A 24,511-nucleotide genomic window follows, 5' to 3' on the forward strand; every position below is an offset into this window, starting at 1 on the left:
GCCTCCGAGTTGCACACCGTCGCAACACCGTGTAGCTATCGGCCATCACCACATCGACAGTCAAAGTCAAGCGCCACCGGCAGGTGAGCGCTTGATTGCGCGTGCGCAAGCCACAAGCGCACCAACATCAGCTTATGCATGGAGATAACACATGAGTCTCAGGCCCACCCTCGATTTCCTGCTCTACGATTGGCTGAACGCCGAGTCGCTGAGCCAGCGTGAACGTTTTGCCGACCATTCGCGCGAGACTTTTGACGCGGTGTTCGACACCTGCGAACGCATCGCCCGCGAAAAATACGCACCGTTCAACCGCACGGTAGACACGCAAGAGCCGCATTTCGACGGCGAAAAAGTCATCCTGCCGCAGGCCACGCACGACGCGCACAAAGCCTACGCAGCCTCGGGCATGCTCAGCGCCGCGCAGGACTACGAGGAAGGCGGCATGCAACTGCCTTACACCATCGAGGCTGCGGCCAATGCTTTTTTCGCCATGGCTTCCGTCAGCATAGGCTCCAGCCTGCTGACCAAAGGCAATGCCAATCTGTTGCTGGTCCATGGTACCGAAGCGCAGAAACAGGTGTTTGCACGCAATGAGTTCAGCGGGCGTTTTTCCGGCACCATGTGTCTTTCGGAGCCGCAAGCCGGCTCCTCGTTGAGCGACATCACGACGCGGGCCGTGCCCGATGGCGACGATTTTGAAAACGAAACCCTGGGGCCGCGTTACCGCCTCAAGGGCAACAAGATGTGGATTTCGGCCGGCGAACACGAGCTGACCGAGAACATCATTCACCTGGTGCTGGCCAAAATTCCGGGGCCGGACGGCAAGCTGATTCCGGGTACACGCGGCATTTCGCTGTTCATCGTGCCGAAAAAAATGGTGGATGCCAACGGCCAGCTCACCGGCGAGCGCAACGACGTGGCGCTGGCCGGCCTGAACCACAAGCTGGGCTGGCGCGGCACCACCAACACCTTGCTTAACTTCGGCGAGGGCAAATACCCGGTGGGCGGACAGTCCGGCGCCGTGGGTTACCTGGTTGGCAAGCCACATGAAGGCCTGCGCTGCATGTTCCATATGATGAACGAGGCACGTATTGGTGTCGGCACGGCCGCCGTCATGTTGGGAATGGCGGGGTATTACGCCTCGCTGGACTACGCGAGGAACCGGCCTCAGGGCAGGCCGATCGGGCCAAGCGGCAAGGACGCCGCCCAGCCACAAATCCGCATCATCGAACACGCCGACGTCAAACGCATGTTGCTGGCCCAAAAAGCCTATTGCGAAGGCGCGCTGGCGCTGGAGCTGTATTGCGCGCGCCTGGTGGATGAACAACACACGGCCGACGCGCAAGCCGCCGACGAGGCCAGGCTGCTGCTCGAAGTCTTGACGCCGATCGCCAAAAGTTGGCCCAGCGAATGGTGTCTGGAAGCCAACTCGCTGGCCATCCAGATTCACGGCGGCTACGGCTACACACGCGATTTTCCGGTCGAGCAATATTGGCGCGACAACCGCCTGAACATGATCCACGAAGGCACACACGGCATCCAGGCCCTGGACTTGTTGGGCCGGAAAGTGCTGATGGAGGGTGGCAAAGGCCTGGCCCTGCTGGCCGCCCGCATCAACAACACGATGGAACGCGCCCGGCAGGTGCCCGAACTGGCAACGTATGCCGCTGCGCTGGGCCGGGCGTTGCAGCAGGTCGGCAGCACCACCCAGGCCGCCTGGGCCACCGGCAATCCCAGCGATGCGCTGGCCAATGCCGTACCTTATATGCAGGGTTTTGGCCACACCGTGCTGGCCTGGATCTGGCTGGACGTGGCGCTCGCTGCGCTGCAGTCCGACGCCACCCAATCCAAGGCGGTGACCACTGGTAAACTGGCTGCGGTCCGGTACTTTTTCCACTATGAGCTGCCCAAAATCAGCGCCTGGCTGGACGTCGTCGCATCCCGCGATCTGACCTGTGCCGAACTGCCGGAGGATGCTTTCTGATGGGATTTTTCAAGGAATCAGGCAGCCCGACGTCGAACAAGGCCATTGCCCGGCTGCAACAGCTGATCTGGGTCCTGATTTACGGCGGCCTGCTGACGCTGGTGCTGGGACTGTCTGTGCAGCGCATCGACGACCCGCTGGGCTGGTCCATGGTTGTGGTCGGCGGCGTGGTGGCGGCGCTGGGCTTTGTCCTGATCTACGTCCGTTCGCGCCTCTCCATCAAAGACTGATTCCTCTGCCGTCAAGCGTGCGACAGCGGGCCACCGCTTTCCGCGCGACACTCCAACAACACCCCGATTTATCCAACAAGGAAACCCAGCGATGACCCGTACCATCCAGCAATTGTTTGATCTCACCGGCAAAACCGCGCTGGTCACCGGCGGCTCCCGCGGCCTGGGCCTGCAACTGGCGCAGGCGCTTGGCGAAGCCGGCGCAAAAATCATGCTGAGCTCACGCAAGGCCTCGGACCTGGAAGAATCCGCGGCCGAGCTGAAAGCCGCCGGCATTGACGTCGACTGGATTGCTGCCGACTGCTCCAAAGAAGAAGATATTCGCCGCCTGGCCGATGAAACCATCAAACGCCTGGGCCACGTCGACATCCTGGTCAACAACGCCGGCGCCGCCTGGGGCGCGCCCGCCGAAGACCACCCGGTGGAAGCCTGGGACAAGGTGATGAACCTGAACATCCGCGGCTACTTCATCCTGAGCCAGCACATCGCCAAACACAGCATGATTGCGCGCCGCTCCGGCCGCATCATCAACGTTGCGTCCATCGCCGGCTTGGGCGGCAATCCGCCCGAAATGACCACAGTGGCCTACAACACCTCCAAAGGCGCGGTCATCAATTTCACCCGCGCACTTGGCTGCGAATGGGGCAAGTACAACATCACCGTCAACGCCATCTGCCCGGGCTTTTTCCCGAGCAAGATGACGGTCGCGACCCTCAAGACCATTGGTGAAGAAAAACTCGCCGCCCACGCACCGCTGCTGCGCCTGGGTGACGACGAAGACCTCAAGGGCCTGTGTGTGCTCTACGCCTCGGATGCAGGCAAACACATCACGGCGCAGTGGCTGGCGGTAGACGGCGGCGTGTCGGCCGTGACCGGTGGCTGATCTGGAATCCGCAATGAAATTCGGCGTCGAGATTCCCTTCGTTCACCACCTGGGCTTTGAACTCAAGCTGTTCGAAGGCGGGCAATCGCAGATCGACTATCTGCCCCAGCCCGAACATTTGAATTCGTTTTTTGTCACACACGGCGGCGCGCTGATGACCTTGCTGGACGTGGTCATGGCGACGGCGGCACGCAGTGTGCAGCAGGACATGGGGGTGGTCACCATAGAGATGAAAACCAGCTTCATGCAGCCGGCGCGCGGCCAGCTGACAGGCAAGGGCCGGCTGATGCACCGCACCGCGACCATGGCGTTCACCGAAGGAACGATTTACGATGAAGCAGGGCGGGCTTGCGCCCACGCCACCGGCACCTTCAAGTTCGTCAAGCGCCTGGCCGTGGGGCCAAAAGACGTGAACCCGCTGAACACCGTCATTTCGACGGATTAAGGCTTTCTTATAAGCCAAAACGTGCTCCAGCCCATATTCCACGGGCGAAAGCAGCTCTTTTATTGATAGCGTTTTCAGGAGATCACCATGCCCGTCAACCAGCAAATCCTGTTGGACAACCGTCCCACCGGCGAAGCCGTCGCCAGCAACTTCAAACTCGTCAGCAGCGACACCCCTGCGCTGCAGGACGGCCAGGTGCTGGTGCGTCACCACTACCTGAGCCTGGACCCCTACATGCGCGGACGCATGAACGACTCTAAAAGTTATGCCGCACCGCAGCCGCTGGGCCAGGTGATGGGCGGCGGCACGGTGGGGGAAGTGGTCGAATCCAAAAGCCCCAAGTTCGCGGCCGGCGACAAGGTGGTCGGCATGGGCGGCTGGCAAGAGTACAGCGTCGTGGATGCGAACCAGCCGGGCGCCTTGCGCAAGGTGGACACCACCCATGTGCCGCTGTCGCACTACCTGGGCGCGGTCGGCATGCCGGGCGTGACCGCCTGGTACGGCCTGGTGAAAATCATCGCCCCCCAAGCCGGCCAGACCATGGTGGTCAGCGCCGCCACCGGCGCGGTGGGCAGCGCTTTTGGTGCGCTGGCCAAGGCACGCGGCTGCCGCGCGGTAGGTATTGCCGGCGGTCCTGAAAAATGCAAATACGCGGTCGAAGAGCTCGGCTTCGACGCCTGCATCGACTACCGCCTGCACAAGGATGCGGCCTCGCTGTCCAAGGCGCTCAAGGACGCTTGCCCCGATGGCATTGATGGTTATTTTGAAAACGTGGGCGGCATGGTGCTGGACGCCGTCCTGACCCGCATGAACGCCTTCGGCCGCATCGCCTTGTGCGGCATGATCGCCGGTTATGACGGCCAGCCCTTGCCCATGGCTTACCCGCAACTGATCCTGACCAACCGCCTGAAAATCCAGGGCTTCATCGTCAGCGAACACATGGAAGTGTGGCCCGAGGCGCTGACCGAACTCGGCACCCTGGTGGGCACCGGCAAGCTGCGGCCGCGCGAGTCTGTTGCGCAAGGTATAGCCGCCGCGCCCGAAGCGTTTCTGGGCTTGCTCAAAGGCAAAAACTTCGGCAAACAACTGGTCAAGCTGATCTAAACCTGCTGCCCTCACGGTCGACCACCGAGGGGGCAGCAGCCCCCTTGGGTCGGCTGGGTAGCGACTGATTCCTTCCTACACGCGAGGCCATCCATGGAAGCGACGCACGAGGTCTTCAACCAGCCACAGCCGCTGGTCGACTACAACCTGTTCGAGACGAACCTGCCCCTGCGTGATGCCTTGCGCTTCAACGCGCCGGCGCTGGACACGACAACGTTGGTGACGCTGGGGGTGACGCTGGGCAGCGACGACATGCAAACCCATGCGCGGCTGGCCAATATTCATACGCCCGAGTTGCATAGCCATGATCGTTTTGGCCGGCGTGTGGACCGGGTCGAGTTTCACCCCAGTTATCACGCATTGATGACGCTGTCCGTTGGCGCCGGGCTGCACGGCACACCCTGGGCTGGCCAAAGCGCCTCGCCGCATGTCCTGAGAGCCGCCGGGTTTATGCTGTTCACGGAGTTGGAGCCGTCCACGCTGTGCCCGATCTCAATGACTTATGCCGCCACGCCGGCCTTGCGCGGCAATGCCGCCATCCATGCCGACTGGACACCCAAACTCACCAGCCGCAGTTACGATCCGGCGCTCAAGCTGTTTTCCGGAAAAACCGGCGTGACCATGGGCATGGGCATGACCGAAAAGCAGGGCGGCTCGGACGTGCGCGCCAACACCACCCAAGCCGTGCTGGACGGCAGTGACGGCTGGGGCCAGCGTTACCGGCTGACCGGCCACAAGTGGTTTTTCTCGGCGCCCATGTGTGATGCCTTCCTGGTGCTTGCGCAGGCACCAGCCGGGCTGAGTTGTTTTTTCCTGCCGCGCATGTTGCCCGACGGCAGCCTGAACGCCATCCACATCCAGCGCCTCAAGGACAAGCTGGGCAACAAGGCGAATGCGAGTTCCGAAGTCGAGTTTGAAAGCGCAACCGCCTGGCTGGTCGGCGAAGAGGGCCGCGGCATTCCGCAAATTCTTGAAATGGGCACCATGACGCGGCTGGACTGCGCGCTGGGCACCAGCGGCCTGATGCGCCAGGCGCTGAGCATTGCGCTCAACCACTGCGAACAGCGCCAGGCCTTTGGCAAACCGTTGATAGACCAACCTTTGATGCGCAATGTGCTGGCTGATCTGGCACTCGAATCGGAAGCCGCCACCGTGCTGGCCATGCGTCTGGCCCGTGCGTTTGACCACAGCGGCGATGCCCATGAGCAGGCCATGGCGCGGCTGTTGACACCGGTGGCCAAGTTCTGGATCTGCAAACGCGGCAGCCATTTTGCGCAGGAAACCATGGAATGCCTGGGCGGCAACGGTTATGTGGAAGAGGGCGGCGAAGGGGTGATGGCCCGTATCTACCGCGAGATGCCGCTCAACTCCATCTGGGAAGGCGCCGGCAACATCATGGCGCTGGACCTGCTGCGTGCCTTGCGCAGAGCGGACGCCGCTGCTGCGCTGGCAGACGAACTGGCACCGGCGCGTGGCGCCCACCCCGCACTGGACCGCCTGGCCGCGGCCTTGCCCACACGGGTGGAGGACATGGCCACCGAAATGGAAGCGCGCCGGCTGGCGCAGGACGTGGCGCTGGCCGTGCAGGCCGCGCTGCTTTATCAAAGTGCGCCCGCCGGCGTGTTTGGCGCTTTCTGCGATTCCCGCCTGGCCGGCAATTGGGGCCAGGCCTTCGGCACGCTGGGCGCCGGCCTGGACCTGGACGCCCTGATCACGCGGGCCATGCCGCGATGAAGACAGATCACATCACAGCACACCTTCTGGAGCCGACATGAACGAGCTGATTCTTCACCACTACCCGACCTCGCCGTTTTCGGAAAAGATCCGACTCATCCTTGGCTACAAACAACTGGCCTGCAAGTCGGTCATCATCCCCAGCATCATGCCCAAGCCCGATGTGCTGGCGCTCACAGGCGGTTACCGCAAAACACCGGTCCTGCAAATCGGTGCCGACATTTATTGCGACAGCGCGCTGATCTGCGATGTGCTGGAGCACCTGCAACCCACACCCGCGCTTTACCCGGAACCCGGCAAAGGCCTGGCCCGTATCCTGGCCCAGTGGGCCGACAGCACCTTGTTTTGGGCGGCGATGGCGCACAACCTTGGCCCCAAAGGTGCGGCTCACATGTTTGGCAACGCCTCACCCGACACCGCCCGGGCCTTCGGTGAAGACCGCAAGGCCATGAGCGGCAACATGACGCGGCTGCGTCCGGCGGATGCTGCCGCCGCTTACAAATCCTATTTGCGTCGCCTGTCGGACATGTTGGATGAGCAGCCCTACCTGCTGGGCCAGGCGCCCTGTATCGCCGACTTCGCCGCCTACCATCCTTTGTGGTTCACCCGCGTATGCACCCCGGTGGTGGCGGACATCCTGGACCACACGCCGGCTGTGCTCGACTGGATGGACCGCATGCATGCGATTGGCAGCGGCCGCATGGAAAAATTTGATGCCACGCAAGCCATCGCCACCGCAGCAGCCGCCGAACCCCTGCCGGTCGGCCACGGTCTGTTGCGTGACAGCACCTTCCAGGATGAACACGGCATCCCGCTGGGCAGCCGTGCCAGCATCACGGCCGAAAGTTTTGGCCCCGAGCCAACCGAAGGCGAACTGATCGCCGCGACCCGCACGCACTACAGCCTGCGCCGCTTGGATGAACGGGCCGGCACGGTGCATGTGCATTTCCCGCGTATTGCTTATGTACTTAAAAAAGTGGATGTTTAAAGGACTCTCATGATCACGGATTTCAAAGGCAAAACAGCGGTTCTCACCGGTGCGGGTTCGGGCTTCGGCCTGGAATGTGCACGTATAGGCGCGAAGCTAGGCATGAACCTCGTGCTGGCCGATGTGCAGCAGGACGCCCTCGACAAGGCGGTGGCCGAAATCTCCGCCACCGGTGTACAAGTGTTGCCTTTCCGGCTCGACATCTCCAAAGCCGTCGAGGTGGAAGCGCTGGGCCAGGCCGTGTTCAAGCGTTTTGGCGCGCCACATTTTGTCTTCAACAACGCCGGCGTGGGGGCAGGGGGCCTGATCTGGGAAAACACGCTGCAAGACTGGGAATGGGTCATAGGCGTGAATCTGATGGGTGTGGCCCACGGCGTGCGTGTGTTCACCCCCATGATGCTGGAAGCCGCCAAAAAAGACCCGGCCTGGCAAGGCCACATTGTCAACACCGCCAGCATGGCCGGCCTGCTCAATGCGCCCAATATGGGCATTTACAACGTCAGCAAACATGCGGTGGTCAGCATGAGCGAAACGCTGTACCAGGACCTGAGCCTGGTCACCGACCAGATCAGTGCCTCGGTCTTATGCCCCTTCTTTGTGTCTACCGGCATCAGCCAGAGCCATCGCAACCGGCCGGGTGAACTGGAAGCCGCCAAACCCACCAAAAGCCAGTTGATCGGCCAGGCCATGAGCGACAAGGCCGTGGGTTCGGGCAAGGTCACGGCCGCCGACGTGGCGCAAAAAGTCTTTGACGCGGTGGCCGCCAACCAGTTTTATATCTACAGCCATCCCAAAGCCATTGGTTCGGTGCAGACGCGGCTGGAAGACATCATGCAGGCGCGCAATCCGACCAACCCGTTTGCACACAAGCCAGAAATTGGCATCGAGCTGAAAAAGGCCTTGCGCGAGGCTTGACGGCTGCGATCACGCGGGCTGAAGCGTCAGGCTGGCGCTGGCGGCCCGGCTTTTTCTGCCCAACGCCCATATCGATGGAACGAGAGGCGTCGGGGCCAGGCTGAGCGACGAGGGCTGCAGCGCGAAGATCAAAACGCGACGGTGCTGCGGCGTCATGAAACTTTCGCCGGGGGCCAATACGATGTCGCGCAAGTCCTTGTCCACGGTCACCCACAAGCTGCCTTCACGGCAAATCACTTGTACCCCGGCGGCGTCTGCGACGCTGAACATCGCCTCGTGGGCGAGAGACAGGTTCAATTGACTGAAAATGGTGGTCATGGCAGTCCTTTCACATTCGGTATGGAAATGAATATACTGATCTGCCTCAGAGCTATCAAACGGTGAATTGGAATCTCTCGCATGCGAGTACAGAATGCCAAAACAGCGCCAACGTCGGCTTCCAGCAGCGGCATTCCGCGCGGGCAATTGCCCCGGCTGGATCTGCTGTACAGCTTTGAAGCGGCGGCGCGCAAGCTAAGCTTCACGCTGGCGGCGAGCGAGCTGTTTCTGACGCAATCAGCCGTGAGCCGGCAGATTCAGCAACTCGAAGACGAACTCGGCACTCCCTTGTTTGAGCGCCGTCACCGCGCTCTCGAACTCACTGATGCCGGCCGCATCATGCAGCGTGCCGTGACCGATTGCCTGGAACGCCTGCGCGATGCCACAGCCAGCGTACGTGCCACCACCACAACCCTGCGGCAGGTGGCCATCACCACCACACCGGGTTTTGCCTCGCTGTGGCTGATTCCCCGGCTGGCCCGCTTTACCGCCACTCATCCGGGCGTGGACGTACGGATTTCCGCCACGCTGGAAGTGCTGGACCTGGAGCGCAGCGGGATCGATGTGTCGGTCCGCCTCAGCGCCATCAGCCACGCCGTGGGCAACGTCCTGTTCGAGGAAACGGTGACGCCCGTCTGTTCGCCTCAGTTGCTGACGAATCACGCCTTGTCCCTGAAGCAGCCCGTCGACCTGGCCAATCACACCTTGCTGGTCACCGACACGCCGCAAGGCCAGCCCCTCACCATCGACTGGGAACCGTGGTTCCGTGTCATGGGCCTGCCTGACATGCGCATGAAAAACACGCTGCGTTTTTCGCAGTATTCCGATGTTGTGGCGGCGGCGGTGGCCGGGCAGGGCGTGGCCATAGGCCGCTTGCCGCTGCTGGCGGAGCTGCTGCGCGACGGCAGGCTGGTCGCGCCTTTCAGCGGCGCTGCCTCCCGCTTCGGCTACTTTGTGAATGTCGCGCCGCGCTCTGCCGGCAACGCGGATGCACAAGATTTTGTGCGCTGGCTGATGGCAGAAGCGGAATCCGCGAAGATCGTCTGCGCCTAAAGTACAGCAGCTCTGTGGGTGCGCAAGGCTTCCAGGACGATGTCCTTGAGCTGTACGCCCGCATGTTCATCCACGTGTTGCAGTAAGGAGCGCCGCATGCGCGGCTCCCAGAAACGTTTGAGATGCCCGGCAATATCCGTCAGCGCCTGCTCGCGGTCAGGCATGGTTTCAAAGAAGGCGCCGATCTGGTTCGCCATGGTGACGAGGTTGTTTGCGTTCATCGATTGCTTTCTTTATGTCTGGTTGGCAGCGCGCAGAACACGCTGGGGATGGGCATATACCACATGGCTCTGGTTCCGTGTAAACCCGAGCAACGTCACCTGGGTTTCCTCGGCGAGCTTCACGGCCAGGCTGGTCGGCGCCGAGATGGCCGCCAGAAAACCAATACCCAAGGTCGCGGCTTTCTGTACCATTTCATAACTTGCCCGGCTGGTGATAAGTGCCGCGCCCTTTGAAAAGTCTTCTCCCTTGGTCGCCATGGCGCCTATGAGCTTGTCGAGTGCGTTATGCCGACCTATGTCTTCACGCACCAGGGCGATGCGTCCATCAGCGGCCATCCACGCGGCGGCGTGGGTTGCGCCGGTTTGTTGCTGCAGATGCTGGCGTCCATGCATGGCGTCCATGCCTGCATATATAGCTTCGGCCGTAAAAAGCGCGCTGCTGGTCACGGGCGCAGGGCAACGGATGGCCTGCTGCAGGGTCTCCGCACCGCACAAGCCGCAGCCAGTGCGCCCGGTCAGGTTGCGCCGCTTGTCCTTGAGCGCGGCGAAGCGGCCGCTGGCGATGCGCATCTGCACTTGGATGCCGTCTTTCGTCGGGGCGATCTCGCAGTCGAACAGCTCAGACGGGCCGGCGAGAATGCCCTCGCTGAGAGAGAAGCCCAAGGCAAAGTCTTCCAGGTCGTAAGGCGAGGCCAGCATCACCGCATGGGAAATGCCGTTGTACTCCAGCGCCACCGGGACCTCTTCGGCCACGTTGTCGCGGCACAGGCTGAGTTGGTCGTTCCTCCACTTTTCGACGGAAACCTGCACCAGCGCTGTGCGCTCGGGGGATGTCATGGCGTTCTCTCGTCCTTTACGCTACTTGCCAAGCAAGGCCAGGTCTTTTTCGTCTGAAGACACAAGGCCTTTGGCCAGCTGGATCTGCTCGTCGGAGAAACGGTTGTAAGTCTTCTGCCATGCCGATGGTTGCGTCACCGGCATAACCTGCACCGCCGTGACCTTGTATTCCGGGCAGTTGGTGGCCCAGTCGGAGTTGTTGGTCGTGATCACGTTGGCGCCGGACTCCGGAAAGTGGAAGGTGGTGTAGACCACGCCGGGTTGCACCCGTTCGGTGATGGTGGCGCGCAGCACGGTCTGGCCGGCACGCGACTCGATGCCGACCCAGTCGTCCTGCTTGATGCCGCGTTCTTCGGCATCGTGCGGATGCACCTCCAGCCTGTCCTCGCCGTGCCACATCACGTTATCGGTGCGACGGGTTTGTGCGCCCACGTTGTACTGCGACAGGATGCGGCCGGTGGTCAGGATCAGCGGGAACTTGCGCGTGACCTTTTCGGCCGTGGCAAAGAACTGGGTGTTGATGAACCTGCCCTTGCCGCGCAAAAACTCGCCAATGTGCATGGTCGGCGTTCCCTCGGGCGCTGCGTCGTTGCAAGGCCACTGGATGCTGCCCAGCTCGTCAATCTTCTTGTAGCTGACACCGCGGAAGGTGGGCGTCAACGCGGCAATTTCGTCCATGATCTCGGACGGGTGTTGGTAGGCCATGGGATAACCCAGCGCATTGGCCAGTGCCACCGTCACTTCCCAGTCCGACTTGCCAGCCTTGGCCGGCATGACTTTGCGCACGCGCGAAATCCGGCGCTCGGCGTTGGTGAAGGTGCCGTCTTTTTCCAGGAAAGACGAACCCGGCAGAAAAACATGGGCGTATTTGGCGGTCTCATTGAGGAACAAGTCCTGCACCACGATACATTCCATGGCCGCCAGAGCGGCGGTCACGTGTTGTGTGTTCGGGTCGGACTGGACGATGTCCTCGCCTTCGCAATACAGGCCCATGAAGGTGCCGTCCAGTGCCGCGTCGAACATATTGGGAATGCGCAGGCCCGGCTCCGGGTCCAGCGTGCATTGCCAGGCTTGTTCAAACTCGGTACGCACCGTCGTATCCGAGATATGCCGGTAACCCGGCAACTCATGCGGGAAGGAGCCCATGTCGCAAGCACCCTGCACATTGTTCTGACCGCGCAGCGGATTGACGCCCACACCTTCGCGGCCGACGTTGCCGGTGGCCATGGCCAGGTTGGCGATGCCCATCACCATGGTCGAACCTTGGGAATGTTCGGTGACACCCAGGCCGTAATAAATCGCGCCATTGTTGCCCCCGGCAAACAGCCGCGCCGCACCACGTATGTCTTCAGCCGATACACCGGTGAGGGCTGCCACGGCTTCGGGCGAATTTTCGGGCTGCAACACAAATTTCTGCCAGTCCTGGAAGGACTGCTCTTCACAACGTTCGGCAATGAAGGCCGCGTCAAACAGGCCTTCGCTCATGACCACATGCGCCAACGCGGTGATCACGGCCACATTGGTGCCTGGCATCAGTTTCAGGTGGTAGTCGGCCGCGATGTGTGGTGACTTGACCATCTCGGTGGTGCGCGGGTCGATGACGATCAGCTTGGCCCCCTGGCGCAGGCGGCGTTTCATCTGCGAGGCAAACACCGGGTGTGCGGACGCCGGGTTGGCACCAATGATCATGATGACATCGGCCTTCATGACCGAGTCAAAGGTCTGCGTGCCAGCCGATTCGCCCAGGGTTTGCTTCAGGCCATAACCGGTGGGCGAGTGGCAGACGCGGGCGCAGGTGTCCACGTTGTTGTTGCCGAAGGCGGCACGCACCAGCTTCTGGACCAGATAGGTTTCCTCGTTGGTGCAGCGCGAGGAGGTGATGCCACCTATCGAGTCCTTGCCGAATTTGGCCTGGATGCGGCGGAACTCGGAGGCGGCGTAATTGACCGCCTCGTCCCACGACACTTCCTGCCAGGGATCAGTGATGGCCTTGCGGATCATGGGTTTGAGCATGCGGTCCTGATGCGTCGCATAACCCCAGGCAAAACGGCCCTTGACGCAGGCGTGGCCGTGGTTGGCATGGCCGTTCTTGTTGGGCACCATACGCACGACTTCATTGCCTTTCATTTCGGCCTTGAACGAGCAGCCGACGCCGCAATAGGCGCAGGTCGTGACCTTGCTGTGTTCGGCCTGGCCCATCATGATCACGGTTTTTTCTGTGAGCGTTGCGGTCGGGCAGGCATCGACGCAGGCGCCGCAAGAGACACATTCCGATTCCATGAAAGACTGGTCCTGGCCGGCCGACACGCGCGACTCGAAGCCACGCCCGCTAATCGTCAGCGCGAAGGTGCCTTGCGTTTCCTCGCAAGCGCGCACGCAGCGGTTGCAGACGATACATTTGGAGGCGTCGTAGCTGAAGTAGGGGTTGGATTCATCCTTGGCCAGCTTCGTGTGATTCTTGCCTTCGTAGCCGTAACGCACCTCGCGCAGACCGACCACGCCGGCCATGTCCTGCAGCTCGCAATTGCCGTTGGTCGGGCAGGTCAGGCAATCCAGCGGGTGGTCAGAGATGTAGAGCTCCATCATGCCCTTGCGCAGGTCCGCCAGCTTGGGCGTCTGCGTCCTGACCTTCATGCCCAGCTCGCAGGGTGTGGTGCACGAAGCCGGGTAACCCCGGCGTCCTTCGATTTCGACCAGGCACAGGCGGCAGGAGCCGAAAGGCTCCAGGCTGTCGGTGGCGCATAACTTGGGCACGTTGACCCCGGCCTCCACCGCTGCACGCATCACCGAGGTGCCGGCCGCCACGCTGACGGCAATACCATCAATTTCTATGGTGACAGATTTTTCCGACACACGCGCTGGTGTGCCGCAGTCGAGGTCATTGAGCTGGTTCATGGGGAATCTTTCGATCGTTCTCGTTCAGGGTGTCAGGCGGCTTCTTGCAGAGGGCTGCTGCCGAAATCTTCAGGAAAATGGTCCAGCGCGGACAAGACAGGGAAGGGCGTCATGCCCCCCATGGCGCAGAGCGAGCCGTTGAGCATCAGGTCGCACAAGTCGCGCAGCAAATGAATCTGCTGCGGTCGGTTTTCGTTGGCGATGATCTTGTCGACCGCTTCCACACCGCGTGTCGAGCCGATGCGGCAGGGCGTGCATTTGCCGCAGGACTCGATCGCGCAGAACTCCATCGCATAACGCGCCTGTCTGGCCATATCCACGCTGTCATCAAACACCACCAGGCCGCCATGGCCCACGCCCGCACCTATGGCGATGAAGGATTCGTAGTCCATGGGCGTGTCGAACAGCGACTCCGGCAGATAGGCGCCCAGCGGGCCGCCGACTTGCACCGCGCGAATGGGCATGCCGCTGGCCGTGCCGCCGCCGAAGTCGATCAGCAATTCACGCAAGCTCAGGCCAAACGCCTTTTCCACCAGTCCGCCGTGTTTGATGTTGCCGGCCAGTTGAAAAGGCAGGGTGCCACGCGAACGACCCATGCCGTAATTCTGGTAATACGCCGCGCCGCGCGCCAGGATCAAGGGTACAGCCGCCAGGGAAATCACGTTGTTGATGACCGTGGGTTGGCCGAACAGCCCTTCCAGCGCCGGCAGCGGCGGTTTGGCACGCACAATGCCGCGTTTGCCTTCCAGGCTTTCAAGCAAGGCGGTTTCCTCGCCGCAAACATAAGCGCCGGCCGCCTTGCGCACTTCCAGCTCAAAGGCCTGGCCGGTGCCCAGAATGTTGGGGCCCAAATAACCGTGATCGCGGGCAATCACCATCGCTTCGTTCAAGACGGCAATCGCATGCGGGTACTCCGAGCGCACGTAGATGTAGCCCTGGGACGCCCCCACCGCCAGACCGGCAATGGTCATGCCTTCGATCAGCATGAAGGGATCGTCCTCCATCACCATGCGGTCGGAAAACGTGCCCGAGTCGCCTTCGTCGGCGTTACAGACGATGTACTTTTGCGCCGCCTGCGCGCCCAGCACGGTTTTCCATTTGATCCCGGTCGGGAAGGCCGCGCCGCCGCGGCCACGCAAGCCGGAGTCCAGCACCTCCTGGACGATGACGGCTGGCGTCATGGTGACCGCACGTTGCAGCCCGGCATAACCTTCGTGCGCCAGGTAATCCTCCAGCGAGAGCGGATCGGTGACACCCACACGCGCAAAGGTCAAACGCTCCTGATTTTTCAGAAAAGCGATTTCTTCGGTCAAACCCAGCGCGAGCGGGTGGGCGGCACCCAAGCCCAAGCCCGCGTCGAACAGACTAGCCACGTCGTCCACGGCCACCGGGCCGTAAGCCACACGGCCCTGCGGGGTGGCGACTTCGATCAGGGGCTCCAGCCAGAACATGCCGCGGGACCCGTTGCGCACGATACGCACAGGGATGCCGCGCGCTTGCGCTTCGCGCTGTATGGCGGCGACGACCTCATTCGCGCCCAGCGCGATCGCGGTTGAATCGCGGGGGACATAAATCGTGGTGTTCATGGGGTTTCCCGTTTCGCTGCAAGCAGGCGATCCAGCTTGGCGGGTGACACACGCGCATGTAAATCGTCGCCCAGCAGGACCGCCGGGCCACACGCGCATTGGCCCAGGCAATACACCGCCTCCAGCGTGAAAGCGCCATCCGCCGTTGTTTCATGAAAATTGCAGCCCAGCGCCGCTTTGGCATGGGCGACTAGTGCATCGCTGCCCATGGCCTGGCAGGCCTCGGCGCGGCAAATCTGCAGCACATGCCGACCCGGCGGCGTTTGCCTGAAGAAGTGGTAATAGGTGATCACTCCATGCACCTCGGCGCGCGAGACGTTCAGCCCGTCGGCGATCAGTTGCACGGCTTCCGGCGGGATGTAGCCGACTTGCTCCTGCACCCCGTGCAGGATGGGCAACATCGCGCCCGGCATGATTCTGCGCTGACGAATGACGGTTTCGACGGCGGACCTGTCGAAAACCGGCGGCGCGGCCGAGGGCTTTTTGCTCATCATGCGAATGACTTGTGTATTCATCTTCTTTCCATGGTTTCTGGATGATTTAAATATGCTTTTAAAAACATAAATAAGCACCTCTTAATCATCGTTTTGTGGAAGTTATCACTGGTAAATTCATTTAACAATAGGCTAAACTTTACATAATGTACAAAGTCACTATTCAGCCGCACTGGGAAATCACCTCGGACACGGACGCGCCCCTGGACACCGCGGTACTGCTGGAATTGCTGACGGCCATCCAGAAAACCGGCTCCATCGCCAAGGCGGCACAAGCCATTGGCCTGTCCTACCGCTACGCCTGGGGTTTGCTGCGGGATGTGGAGAAACTGTTTGGCGACAGCTTGATGGACAAGGGCAGGGGGCGCGGCACGGTACTCACGCCGCTGGCCGAAAAATTGATCTGGGCCGACCGCCGTGTCGCGGCGCGTTTGTCACCCCTGCTGGAAAGCCTGTCCTCCGAACTGGAGCGGGAGCTCAACCGGATGACGGCCGGAAAATCCAAGGCGGTGCGCTTGCACGCCAGCCACGGCTTTGCGGTGGCGGCCCTGCTCGCCAAGATCAACCAGGCCCAGTTGCCGATCGAGCTGCGTTATCGCCACAGCACGGACGCCGTGGCGGCGCTGTCACGCCAGGAATGTGACCTGGCTGGTTTTCATGTGCCACTGGGCGAGTTCGAGCCCGCCGCCGTTGCGCTGTACACCCAGTGGCTGAACAAAAAAACGCATAAGCTGATTCATCTTGCCGTGCGCCATCAAGGCCTGTTCGTGGCGCCGGGCAACCCCCAAGGCATTCACGGCCTGAAGGACCTGACCCGGGACGGCGTGCGTTTTGTGAACCGCCAGGCGGGCTCAGGCACGCGCATGTTGCTGGAACTGATGCTGGCCGGCGCATCCCTCTCGCCGAATGACATCAACGGCTTTGAGAACGCCGAGTTCACCCACTCGGCCGTCGCGGCCTACATCGCCAGCGGCATGGCGGAGGTGGGTTTTGGTGTGCAGACCCCGGCCGAACGTTTCGGGCTGGAGTTCATCCCGCTGGTCCGTGAGCGTTATTTTTTCGCGGTGCCGGTGGCGGCACTGGATGACCCGCTGGTCCAGCAGGTCATCACCATCCTGCAGTCCGATGCTTTCCGCGAAGAGGTGAATGCCCTGGCCGGGTACGACGCAACGGACACTGGAAAAATCTTGTCGCTGGCAGAGGCGTTTGGGAGCAGTGGCGCCCATTGAGGCCCTTGCTGCCCCACAGGCCAGCATCAGGCGGCCAGCGACAAGCCCGTTTTTTGCAGTGCCGCCAGCGTATTACGCGCGGCCGCTACCCCCATGTTGATATAAGCATCGCCGGTCACGCCGCCGATGTGCGGACTCAGGACAAAACCTGGCTCGTTTTGAAAGACATGCGCTGCCGTCATGGGCTCCACCGCAAAACTGTCCAGACCGGCCATGGCAACCTGGCCGCTGCGTACCGCGGCCAGCAGCGCCGGTTCGTCGATCAGGCCACCGCGGGCCGTGTTGACCACGATCACACCCGGCTTGCACTGTGCCAGCGTGCCGGCATTGAGCAACTGCCGGTTGTCCGCGGTCAACGGGCAGTGCAGCGAAATCACGTCGGAGTCGCGCCAGATGGCGGCCAGATCGACGGGCTGAATGAAAGGCGGCAGGGTGCTTGCAAACGGATCAAACCCGATCACACGCATGCCCATGGCATCGCACATTTTTGCAAAACGCTGGCCAATCGCACCCAGACCGATCAGGCCAATCGTGCGGCCGCCGAGTTCCAGACTCTTGTGTGTGGCCTTGTCCCAGTGCCCTTCATGCATGCGCTCGTTGAGTGCCACCACCGACTTGGCGCAGGCCAGCATCAGGGCCAGCGCGTGTTCGGCAACGGCCGCGGCATTGGCGCCGACAGCGGCCGTCACGTCGATGCCACGGGCGGCAGCGGCCGCCTTGTCGATGGTGTCGGTGCCACTGCCATGTTTGGAGACCACCCGGAGTGAAGGCGAGGCGTCCATCAACTCGGCCGTGATGCTGCTGTAGCGCACGATGCAAGCCACCGGGTCGTGGCGCCTGGCCAATTCGATCAGCTCGGGCACTTGCGGCGTCTTGCCCGCATAGACCAGTTCGTAATCACGGAGCAGCGCCACCGCCTGGGGCGCCAGGTCCGCGGCGGTGACGAGGATCACCGCCTTGGTGTTTTGCTTTGGAGGCACAGCGCTCACAGGCTTTCCCCTTCTTTGAGCACTCCGGCCGCCACCAGCGACGCGACCAACCACGGCGCGCTGGTTTTGCCGTCCTTGATCTGGGCAATGCGTTTGGCCTCGGCCGCCACCTTGTCCGCAGCCAGCGGCAACAGCGATTCAATTTTTTCGCGCTCCACCACAACCACGCCGTCGCCATCGCCAATGATGAAGTCGCCGGGATAAACGGTCACACCGCCCACGGAAACCGGATGGCCAATACGGCCGCCCACCTGCTTGGTCGGACCGTTGGCATTGGTGCCGACCGAGAACACCGGGTAGTCCATCTCGTCGATTTCCAGGCTGTCGCGGACCGCGCCATCAATCACCACACCGGCCAGGCCAAGCTGTTTGCACGCCGTCATCATGATGGTGCCCATCAGCGCCGCAGTCTGGTTGCCCTGGCCATCGATCACCAGCACGTCGCCAGGTTGGGCCAGCGCCATGGCCGCGTGGATCATCAGGTTGTCGCCGGGGCGAACCTCCACCGTGAAGGCCGGGCCGGCCAGCTTCATGCGCGGGCGCAGCGCCGTGATGCGGCCGTGCAGCGCACCCCTGCGGCCGGCCACGTCGGCCAGGATGGCGGGTTGATATTGCGCAGCCTGGGCCACGATGGCGGGGGACACGCGGTCGAATGTCTTGATGATGTCGGGCAGATTCATGAGAGGTCCTGGATGGGAAAGTCGGGGGAAATCGGAATGTCAGCTCAGTCCAGCGTTGCGCCGGATTCCTTGATGATGGGAGCCCAGCGCGTGATGTCGCTTTTGATCAGCGCAGCAAACTGCGCTGGCGTTCCGCCTTTGACGTCGGCGCCCTGGTCGTCGAGTTTCTTCTGGACGTCGGCGGCCTTCAGCGCCGTGTTGATCTCCGTGTTCAGCAACTGCACCACGTCTTTGGGGACGGCCGCAGGCGCCACAAAGCCGAACCAGGTGACGGCTTCAAAACCCTTGTAGCCCGACTCGGCCACCGTGGGCACCTGCGACAGGTCATCCAGGCGATTCAGCGAGGTGACGGCAATGGCGCGCATCTTGCCGTTCTTGATGTGGCCGATCAGCGTGGGCACCGAGGACATGTACAACTGCACCTGGCCGCCTATCAGGTCCGTGGCGGCCTGGGCTGCCCCCTTGTACGGCACATGCGTGAACTTGATACCCGCGGTTTTTTGGAACAGCTCGCTGGCCAGGTGCGCCACCGTGCCGTTGCCCGGCGACGCAAAATTGATGGACGCTGGTTTGGCCTTGCTCGCGTTGACCACATCGGCCAGGGTTTTGTAGGGCGAATCAGCCGCCACCACCATCACCAGCGGTGCACTGGCCACCAAGCCTACCGGGGCCAGGTCCTTGACCGAGTCGTAAGGCATCTTGCGGTAAAGCGTGGGATTGATAGCCAGGTTGCTGGTTTGCCCCAGGGCCAGCGTATACCCGTCCGCCATGGCCTTGGCGGTCGCATCCACACCCAGGTTGCCGCCGCTGCCGGGGCGGTTCTCGATCACGAAGCTCCAGCCCAGCGAGGTGCTCAGCTTGTTGGTGACCACGCGCGCAATGATGTCGGTGCCGCCGCCTGCCGGGAACGGCACGATGACACGAATGGCTTTGCTGGGATAACTCTGGGCCAGCGCAGGAACAGCCAGGGTGGCGAAGAGGGCAGCCAGCAGGCCGCGACGTAGCAAATTCATGAAATGTCTCCGAGTTGTTGTACTGACAGCCCGAATTCTGTTGTCGCGTTCCGTTTAACGCAATATAGTTTCGCCAGATGCAACACACTCCACTTTATGAATCCATCCACAGCCATCCCTGAAGCGCCACCTCCCACCGAAGAAGCCAGCGGCGTGACGGCCGTGACCCGCGCCCTGCGCTTGCTGGAAGCCTTTGGCACGGCCGATGCCCAGCTGACACTGGCCGAACTGAGCCGTCGCACCGGCATGCACAAGACCACGGCACTGCGTATCGCGCGCACGCTGGCGGCCGATCACTATCTGGTGCAAAAGGAAGACGGCAGTTGGCGGTTGGGCCGGGCGGCGGGCTGGCTGGGCGCGTGTTACCAGGCCACCTTCAACGCGCATGACTTGGTCGAGCCAGTGCTGCGCGACCTCACGGTACAGACCGCTGAAAGCGCCTCGTTTTATGTACGCGAAGGCAACCAGCGCACCTGTCTGGCGCGTGTGGACGGCCCGCGCACCATTCGTCACCATGTGCGTGTGGGCATCGGTTTGCCCCTGGATCTGGGCGCACCGGGGCGCGTGATCCTTGCGTTTTCAGGGGAGGCCGGTGAGCCCTACGAAACCATACGCCAGCGCGGCTACCACCTCTCGATGGGCGAGCGCGAACCCGAGGTCTCCAGCGTGTCGGCGCCGGTGTTCGGCATCCAGTGGCGGCTGCTGGGTTCGGTGTGCATCTCCGGGCCCACCTCGCGTTTGTCGGAGTCGCGTTTGCTGGAACTGGCTCAAACGGTGATTCATGCAGCCAACCAGTTGTCATACGCCCTGGCTGGTACCCACAAACCGTCCACGCAGGCGGGCATGGCGGCGACCTGGCATCCCTAGTCAGCGCGTCAACTGCGCAATTTATATATAAAACAGGCCTCTAGCCCGTGTCCATCAAGCGCAAGCAGCTATTGATTCAGGAGCAATCAAGACCGCAAAAACGCCGCTTACGCGAGCGGCGGATTCTCCAGGCGCGCCGGTGTTTTAAGCACCCCATCGCGGCGCTCCAGCCGGTCTTCCAGCTCGCCGATGTAGGCGGCCAGCGTGTTGCCGGACTGGTCGATTTTGCTGATCACGGCTTGCTGGGTTTGCGCCAGGCGCTCCGTCAGCGCGCTGGCTTGCGCGGCTTCGCGTTGCTGGACGGCCGTGTTCTGGGCTTCCAGGTAGTTCCGTAACTCGGTGAAACGCGAGGCTTCGGCCTTGTCGGCCAGTTCACGCTGCGCATTCAGTTCGCGGGCATTGTGGCGCGACTCCAGCAAATGGGCGCTCTGGATATACAGCGTTGTCGCCAGAAACACCAGCAAGGCCGCCACCAGCAGCACCAGCATGACCATTCCCAGCGGCGCCTGCACGGTGGTGAAACCCAGGCTCAGCAGGGACGGGCGGCTGAACTCATCCATGTTCAGTGCGGCAAAACCTGCCATCAGCGCAATGGCCACAATCAACACAATGGTTCGGGTACGCATGCTTGGGCTCCAGAAATTTGAAGTTTCGATGATGCCGCCAGGCGGCGTGCTTGTCTGTAGGGAAAAAGCCTGTCCGCCGGATCAGCGGCCGGCCGCTTCGTCGGGCTGATCCGCCAAGGCGAGGGTTTCGGGCTCCATCACGTCGGCGGCTTCTTCGTTCAGCGGCTGGCCAGCGCGTTGCGGTCGGGTCAACGGCGTGGGCGCCCAGCGGGTGCTCTGGAATTGTTCGATCACCTGTTGCATGTCGCCTGTCATTTGCAGTTGCAGGCGCTCGGCATCGCGCTGACGCACATTGTCGGCGACCTCGGCCACTTCTTCGGCCGAGAGCCCCAACTGCTTGAGCACGGCGGCGCTGAAGGCCATCGCCGACTCGAAGGTCTCGCGCATCTGGAAATCCACCCCGAGCTTGATCAGATCAATGGCGTGCTGGCGATCAAAGGCGCGGGACAACACCGGCGTCAGCGGAAACGCTTGCTTGACCACGCGCACGATCTGGCTGATCGCGGTCTTGTTGTCGACACAGACCAGGACCGCGCAGGCATGCTCCGCGCCGCTGGCGTGCAACACGTCCAGGCGAGTGCCATCACCGTAATAGACATTGAAGCCGAAACGCGCGGCGGCCCGGATCATTTCGGTGTCGTTCTCGATGATGGTGATCTTGACCCCGCGCGCCAGCAGCGACTGGCTGGCGATTTGTCCGAAGCGGCCAAAACCGATGATTAGCACGCTGTCCGACAGGTCGCCGGCTTCTTCCACAGGCTTCACGCCGTCCATGTTCGGGGCCTCAGTCGCCGGCCTGACCCAGCGCAGCGCCAGCACGGCCAGTGGCGTGAGCGCCATGGAAATAATGACCACCGCCGTCAACACGGCATTGACACGCGCCGCAATCAGCCCCGCCGAAGCCGCCGCCGAATACAACACAAAGGCAAATTCACCCCCCTGGGCCATCATGGCCGCGCGCTGCAACGCGTCATAAGAATTGGAGTGCGTCAGCCGCGCCACCGCGTAAACGCCCATGGCCTTGAGCACCATGCAAGCCAGCGCGCCGCCCAGGATCAGCGGCCAGTCGGCCAGCACCAGCGGCAGGTCCAGCGACATGCCCACACCCATGAAAAACAGGCCCAGCAAGATGCCGCGAAAAGGCTCGATGTCGGCTTCCAGCTGATGCCTAAAGGTGGACTCCGACAACATCACGCCGGCGGCAAAGGCCCCCAAGGCCATCGACAGCCCGCCCCATTGCATGGCCAGCGCCGCGCCCAGCACCACCAGCAGCGCGGCACCGGTCATCACCTCGCGCGCCTTGGCGCGGGCCAACACGCGAAACAGCGGGTTGAGCAACCAGCGGCTCACGGCCATCAGGCCGATGATGGCGGCCAGTGCCGCGCCCAGCGCAACCCAGCGCGACACGGCGCCCTCGGCAGAAGGCACGGGCGCCAGAAAAGCCACGACGGCCAGCAGCGGCACGATGGCCAGGTCCTCCAGCAACAGGATGGACACCATGCGCTGGCCACGCGGCGTGGACGTGTCGCCGCGTTCATCCAGCAATTGCATGACGATGGCGGTGGACGAGAGCACAAAACCCATGGCGGCGACAAACGCCACCACCGGTTGGAGCCCCAGCAACACACCCAAGGTCGTCAGCAAGGCGCCGCAGACCACCACCTGGGCCAGACCCAGACCAAAAATCTGGCGACGCAGCTTCAGCAGCCGCGTCGGCTGCATTTCAAGCCCGATGACAAACAGGAACATCACCACGCCGAGTTCGGCCACGTGCAAAATCGTCCCGGACTCGCTGAACAGGCCCAGCCCGAAAGGGCCAATGACCAGCCCCGCCGTCAGGTAGCCCAGCACCGAGCCCAAGCCCAGCCGTTTGAAAAGCGGAACGGCCAGAACGCCGGCGCCCAGCAAAACCACCATATTGACCAGCTCGCTGCTCTGTTCGACTGCCATGAAATCCCCGTGTGTGCTCCCGCTGGAGGCTCAAGCACATGATCGTAGCGGACTTTGGGAAGCGCCAAGGCACACCTCTGCGCCGCACGCAGCGGGCTTGTCTGGGCGTGGCGCCGGCGTAGGCAGCAGCTCAAACAGCGCTGTTGGTTCGCGGCGCAGTGTCTTGCGGACGGGCGAACGGTCGAGCGACAGCGCTTCCGTGAAGAAATTGACGTAGGCAAGTTGCTGCATCCACGGACCATCGATGCAGCCATTCGGCGCTGGCAAGCGACAAAGCCAATCGCAGCAACAAGCTACTCTCTTTGAGGGAGTAGCGCGCAGGCCTTTTGCCCGGTGCGGGCCGCCAGCCCCATTCGCCAGGCCGAAGGGCGCTATCAATTTGTGGCGCAGAACCCGCCTCAAAAATGAGTGGTAAAAAAATGTATCTGGAGCAACACCGCGCAATAAACACAAACGGTGTCACCAATTTGGGCGCTAATTGCAAGCCAATGTTAGAAAACTCGGCGTAAAAATGAGTTCCTAACTATCCAAACAATGAGATTTGTAGTATCAATAGCCCCTCAGTAGTAAAAATGACTGACAAGCCGTTCAGTCAGGACCGTCCGCTTGATGTAAGCAGAGGAATCAAGAGCAAGAACGAGCTTGAAAAGAGGGAAGCATGGAAAACGTTATCCAATCCAGCGGTTTGCTGCAGCCCTCAGCCTGCGGCATTCCAGGCCTGACCCAAACCCAAACCGTGCAGCCATCCCGCGAGACGGCTTCTTCACTCTGGCCCGACTTTCTGGCAGGACAACCCGGGCAACCGGTGCGGGTTCTGCTGATCGACGACGACGCCAGCATACGCAAGGTCATCGCCAACGAACTGCTCGGCGACTTGCGCACCGACCTGGTGGCACAGGGAAGCAGCGTGCGCGAGGGCCGCCGCCTGATCTCCCAGCACGAGTTCGATGTCATGCTGATCGACCTGAGCCTCGGTGACGGCTCGGGCTTCGAGTTGATCGAATACATGAAATCCGTCCGGCCCATGGCCGAAGCGCTGGTGATATCGGCCATGGAGGACGAAGATCACGCCTTGCACGCGTTTGAGCTGGGCGCCACGGGTTATTTTGTCAAGAACTCCTGGTTTGGCAATTTCTCGCAGGCGGTGTTGCAGGTGGTCAATGGCGGCGCCTCCATCACGCCCAGCCTGGCACGGCGGCTGCTGCACAAGCTCAATCCAGCCCACGAGAGCAGCGGGCCCGCCGCTGAGCCCACCGACAGCCCCATCGACAGGCTGTCGGATCGTGAGAAGGAAGTGCTGAAGATGGTCGCCTCGGGTTACACCAGCGGTGAAATCGGGCTGAGGCTCACCATCAGTTGCCAGACCGTCAACGCCCACACCAAAAACATCTACCGCAAGCTGCATGTCCGCAACCGGGCGCAAGCTGTCGGTTATGCGGCCCGTCACGGACTCTTGTAACCAGGCCTTCC

Annotated in this window: 23 protein-coding genes; 12 read left to right on the forward strand and 11 right to left on the reverse strand. The window is 62.1% G+C overall.

Annotation, left to right across the window (positions count from 1 at the left end; genetic code table 11):
- The first annotated feature begins 151 nt into the window (after nt 1-151).
- The 8 genes from ACHMXK_RS11605 to ACHMXK_RS11640 all read left to right on the forward strand — a co-directional run bounded on the left by ACHMXK_RS11605 (nt 152) and on the right by ACHMXK_RS11640 (nt 8,283).
- The gene (locus tag ACHMXK_RS11605) at nt 152-1,984 is read left to right on the forward strand and encodes an acyl-CoA dehydrogenase (protein WP_397440462.1); all 1,833 of its coding nucleotides are present in this window, start codon (nt 152-154) and stop codon (nt 1,982-1,984) included.
- Nucleotides 1,984-2,214: a hypothetical protein gene (locus tag ACHMXK_RS11610; RefSeq protein WP_397440464.1), complete on the forward strand. Its 231-nt coding sequence runs from the start codon at nt 1,984-1,986 to the stop codon at nt 2,212-2,214. The genes ACHMXK_RS11605 and ACHMXK_RS11610 overlap by 1 nt, the downstream gene beginning before the upstream one ends.
- Before the next feature lie 91 nt (nt 2,215-2,305).
- Nucleotides 2,306-3,097, forward strand: coding sequence for an SDR family oxidoreductase (locus tag ACHMXK_RS11615; protein ID WP_397440466.1), 792 nt, complete (start codon nt 2,306-2,308; stop codon nt 3,095-3,097).
- A 13-nt stretch (nt 3,098-3,110) separates the two neighbouring features.
- Nucleotides 3,111-3,542 (forward strand): PaaI family thioesterase, encoded by a 432-nt coding sequence (locus ACHMXK_RS11620; protein WP_397440468.1) that lies wholly within the window; start codon nt 3,111-3,113, stop codon nt 3,540-3,542.
- Nucleotides 3,543-3,629: 87 nt separating this feature from the next.
- Nucleotides 3,630-4,646, forward strand: coding sequence for an NADP-dependent oxidoreductase (locus ACHMXK_RS11625; protein ID WP_397440470.1), 1,017 nt, complete (start codon nt 3,630-3,632; stop codon nt 4,644-4,646).
- A 93-nt stretch (nt 4,647-4,739) separates the two neighbouring features.
- Nucleotides 4,740-6,380: an isovaleryl-CoA dehydrogenase gene (locus ACHMXK_RS11630; RefSeq protein ID WP_397440472.1), complete on the forward strand. Its 1,641-nt coding sequence runs from the start codon at nt 4,740-4,742 to the stop codon at nt 6,378-6,380.
- Nucleotides 6,381-6,417: 37 nt separating this feature from the next.
- Nucleotides 6,418-7,368, forward strand: coding sequence for a glutathione S-transferase family protein (locus tag ACHMXK_RS11635; protein WP_397440474.1), 951 nt, complete (start codon nt 6,418-6,420; stop codon nt 7,366-7,368).
- A gap of 9 nt (nt 7,369-7,377) precedes the next feature.
- Nucleotides 7,378-8,283, forward strand: coding sequence for an SDR family oxidoreductase (locus tag ACHMXK_RS11640; protein WP_397440476.1), 906 nt, complete (start codon nt 7,378-7,380; stop codon nt 8,281-8,283).
- A gap of 9 nt (nt 8,284-8,292) precedes the next feature.
- Here ACHMXK_RS11640 and ACHMXK_RS11645 read toward each other — a convergent pair whose 3' ends face one another.
- Nucleotides 8,293-8,601 carry a DUF2917 domain-containing protein gene (locus ACHMXK_RS11645; protein WP_397440478.1) on the reverse strand — a complete coding sequence of 103 codons (309 nt, stop codon included), beginning with the start codon at nt 8,599-8,601 and terminating at the stop codon, nt 8,293-8,295.
- Nucleotides 8,602-8,682: 81 nt separating this feature from the next.
- Between ACHMXK_RS11645 and ACHMXK_RS11650 the strand changes: the two genes are divergently transcribed.
- Nucleotides 8,683-9,654, forward strand: a complete 972-nt coding sequence (locus tag ACHMXK_RS11650) for a LysR substrate-binding domain-containing protein (RefSeq protein ID WP_397440480.1) — start codon at nt 8,683-8,685, stop codon at nt 9,652-9,654.
- Here the strand turns inward: ACHMXK_RS11650 and ACHMXK_RS11655 are convergent.
- Genes ACHMXK_RS11655 through ACHMXK_RS11675 form a run of 5 tightly spaced genes read right to left on the reverse strand, consistent with a single transcriptional unit; the run spans nt 9,651 to nt 15,708 of the window.
- The gene (locus ACHMXK_RS11655; protein WP_397440482.1) at nt 9,651-9,875 is read right to left on the reverse strand and encodes a formate dehydrogenase subunit delta; all 225 of its coding nucleotides are present in this window, start codon (nt 9,873-9,875) and stop codon (nt 9,651-9,653) included. The two genes, ACHMXK_RS11650 and ACHMXK_RS11655, sit on opposite strands and share 4 nt — an antisense overlap.
- Before the next feature lie 12 nt (nt 9,876-9,887).
- Nucleotides 9,888-10,712 carry a formate dehydrogenase accessory sulfurtransferase FdhD gene (gene fdhD / locus ACHMXK_RS11660; protein WP_397440484.1) on the reverse strand — a complete coding sequence of 275 codons (825 nt, stop codon included), beginning with the start codon at nt 10,710-10,712 and terminating at the stop codon, nt 9,888-9,890.
- A 21-nt stretch (nt 10,713-10,733) separates the two neighbouring features.
- Nucleotides 10,734-13,607, reverse strand: coding sequence for a formate dehydrogenase subunit alpha (gene fdhF, locus ACHMXK_RS11665; RefSeq protein ID WP_397440486.1), 2,874 nt, complete (start codon nt 13,605-13,607; stop codon nt 10,734-10,736).
- Between the two features lie 32 nt (nt 13,608-13,639).
- Nucleotides 13,640-15,193: a formate dehydrogenase beta subunit gene (locus tag ACHMXK_RS11670; RefSeq protein WP_397440488.1), complete on the reverse strand. Its 1,554-nt coding sequence runs from the start codon at nt 15,191-15,193 to the stop codon at nt 13,640-13,642.
- Nucleotides 15,190-15,708: a formate dehydrogenase subunit gamma gene (locus tag ACHMXK_RS11675; RefSeq protein ID WP_397440490.1), complete on the reverse strand. Its 519-nt coding sequence runs from the start codon at nt 15,706-15,708 to the stop codon at nt 15,190-15,192. The genes ACHMXK_RS11670 and ACHMXK_RS11675 overlap by 4 nt, the downstream gene beginning before the upstream one ends.
- A 125-nt stretch (nt 15,709-15,833) precedes the next feature.
- On the opposite strand from ACHMXK_RS11675, the gene ACHMXK_RS11680 reads away from it, so the two are divergent.
- Nucleotides 15,834-16,916, forward strand: coding sequence for a substrate-binding domain-containing protein (locus tag ACHMXK_RS11680; protein WP_397440492.1), 1,083 nt, complete (start codon nt 15,834-15,836; stop codon nt 16,914-16,916).
- Between the two features lie 26 nt (nt 16,917-16,942).
- Here ACHMXK_RS11680 and ACHMXK_RS11685 read toward each other — a convergent pair whose 3' ends face one another.
- The 3 genes from ACHMXK_RS11685 to ACHMXK_RS11695 are packed head-to-tail and all read right to left on the reverse strand — an operon-like array spanning nt 16,943 to nt 19,598.
- Nucleotides 16,943-17,905 carry an NAD(P)-dependent oxidoreductase gene (locus ACHMXK_RS11685; protein ID WP_397440494.1) on the reverse strand — a complete coding sequence of 321 codons (963 nt, stop codon included), beginning with the start codon at nt 17,903-17,905 and terminating at the stop codon, nt 16,943-16,945.
- A complete protein-coding gene (locus tag ACHMXK_RS11690; protein WP_397440496.1) occupies nt 17,902-18,585 on the reverse strand; it encodes an RraA family protein in 684 nt (227 codons plus the stop codon). Before ACHMXK_RS11690 ends, ACHMXK_RS11685 begins: the two co-directional genes overlap by 4 nt.
- Nucleotides 18,586-18,629: 44 nt before the next feature.
- A complete protein-coding gene (locus ACHMXK_RS11695; protein WP_397440498.1) occupies nt 18,630-19,598 on the reverse strand; it encodes a Bug family tripartite tricarboxylate transporter substrate binding protein in 969 nt (322 codons plus the stop codon).
- A gap of 96 nt (nt 19,599-19,694) precedes the next feature.
- Here ACHMXK_RS11695 and ACHMXK_RS11700 point away from each other — a divergent pair, with 96 nt between their 5' ends.
- Nucleotides 19,695-20,465 (forward strand): IclR family transcriptional regulator, encoded by a 771-nt coding sequence (locus ACHMXK_RS11700; RefSeq protein ID WP_397440500.1) that lies wholly within the window; start codon nt 19,695-19,697, stop codon nt 20,463-20,465.
- Between the two features lie 107 nt (nt 20,466-20,572).
- On the opposite strand, the gene ACHMXK_RS11705 is transcribed toward ACHMXK_RS11700, so the two are convergent.
- Both ACHMXK_RS11705 and ACHMXK_RS11710 read right to left on the reverse strand, forming a co-directional pair.
- Nucleotides 20,573-21,091, reverse strand: a complete 519-nt coding sequence (locus ACHMXK_RS11705; protein WP_397440502.1) for a hypothetical protein — start codon at nt 21,089-21,091, stop codon at nt 20,573-20,575.
- 81 nt (nt 21,092-21,172) lie between these two features.
- Nucleotides 21,173-23,041 carry a monovalent cation:proton antiporter-2 (CPA2) family protein gene (locus ACHMXK_RS11710; RefSeq protein ID WP_397440504.1) on the reverse strand — a complete coding sequence of 623 codons (1,869 nt, stop codon included), beginning with the start codon at nt 23,039-23,041 and terminating at the stop codon, nt 21,173-21,175.
- A gap of 658 nt (nt 23,042-23,699) precedes the next feature.
- Between ACHMXK_RS11710 and ACHMXK_RS11715 the strand changes: the two genes are divergently transcribed.
- Nucleotides 23,700-24,500, forward strand: a complete 801-nt coding sequence (locus ACHMXK_RS11715; protein ID WP_397440507.1) for a LuxR C-terminal-related transcriptional regulator — start codon at nt 23,700-23,702, stop codon at nt 24,498-24,500.
- Nucleotides 24,501-24,511 lie beyond the last annotated feature (11 nt).

The organism is Polaromonas sp. UC242_47 (assembly GCF_044452385.1).
Taxonomy (GTDB): domain Bacteria; phylum Pseudomonadota; class Gammaproteobacteria; order Burkholderiales; family Burkholderiaceae_C; genus Polaromonas.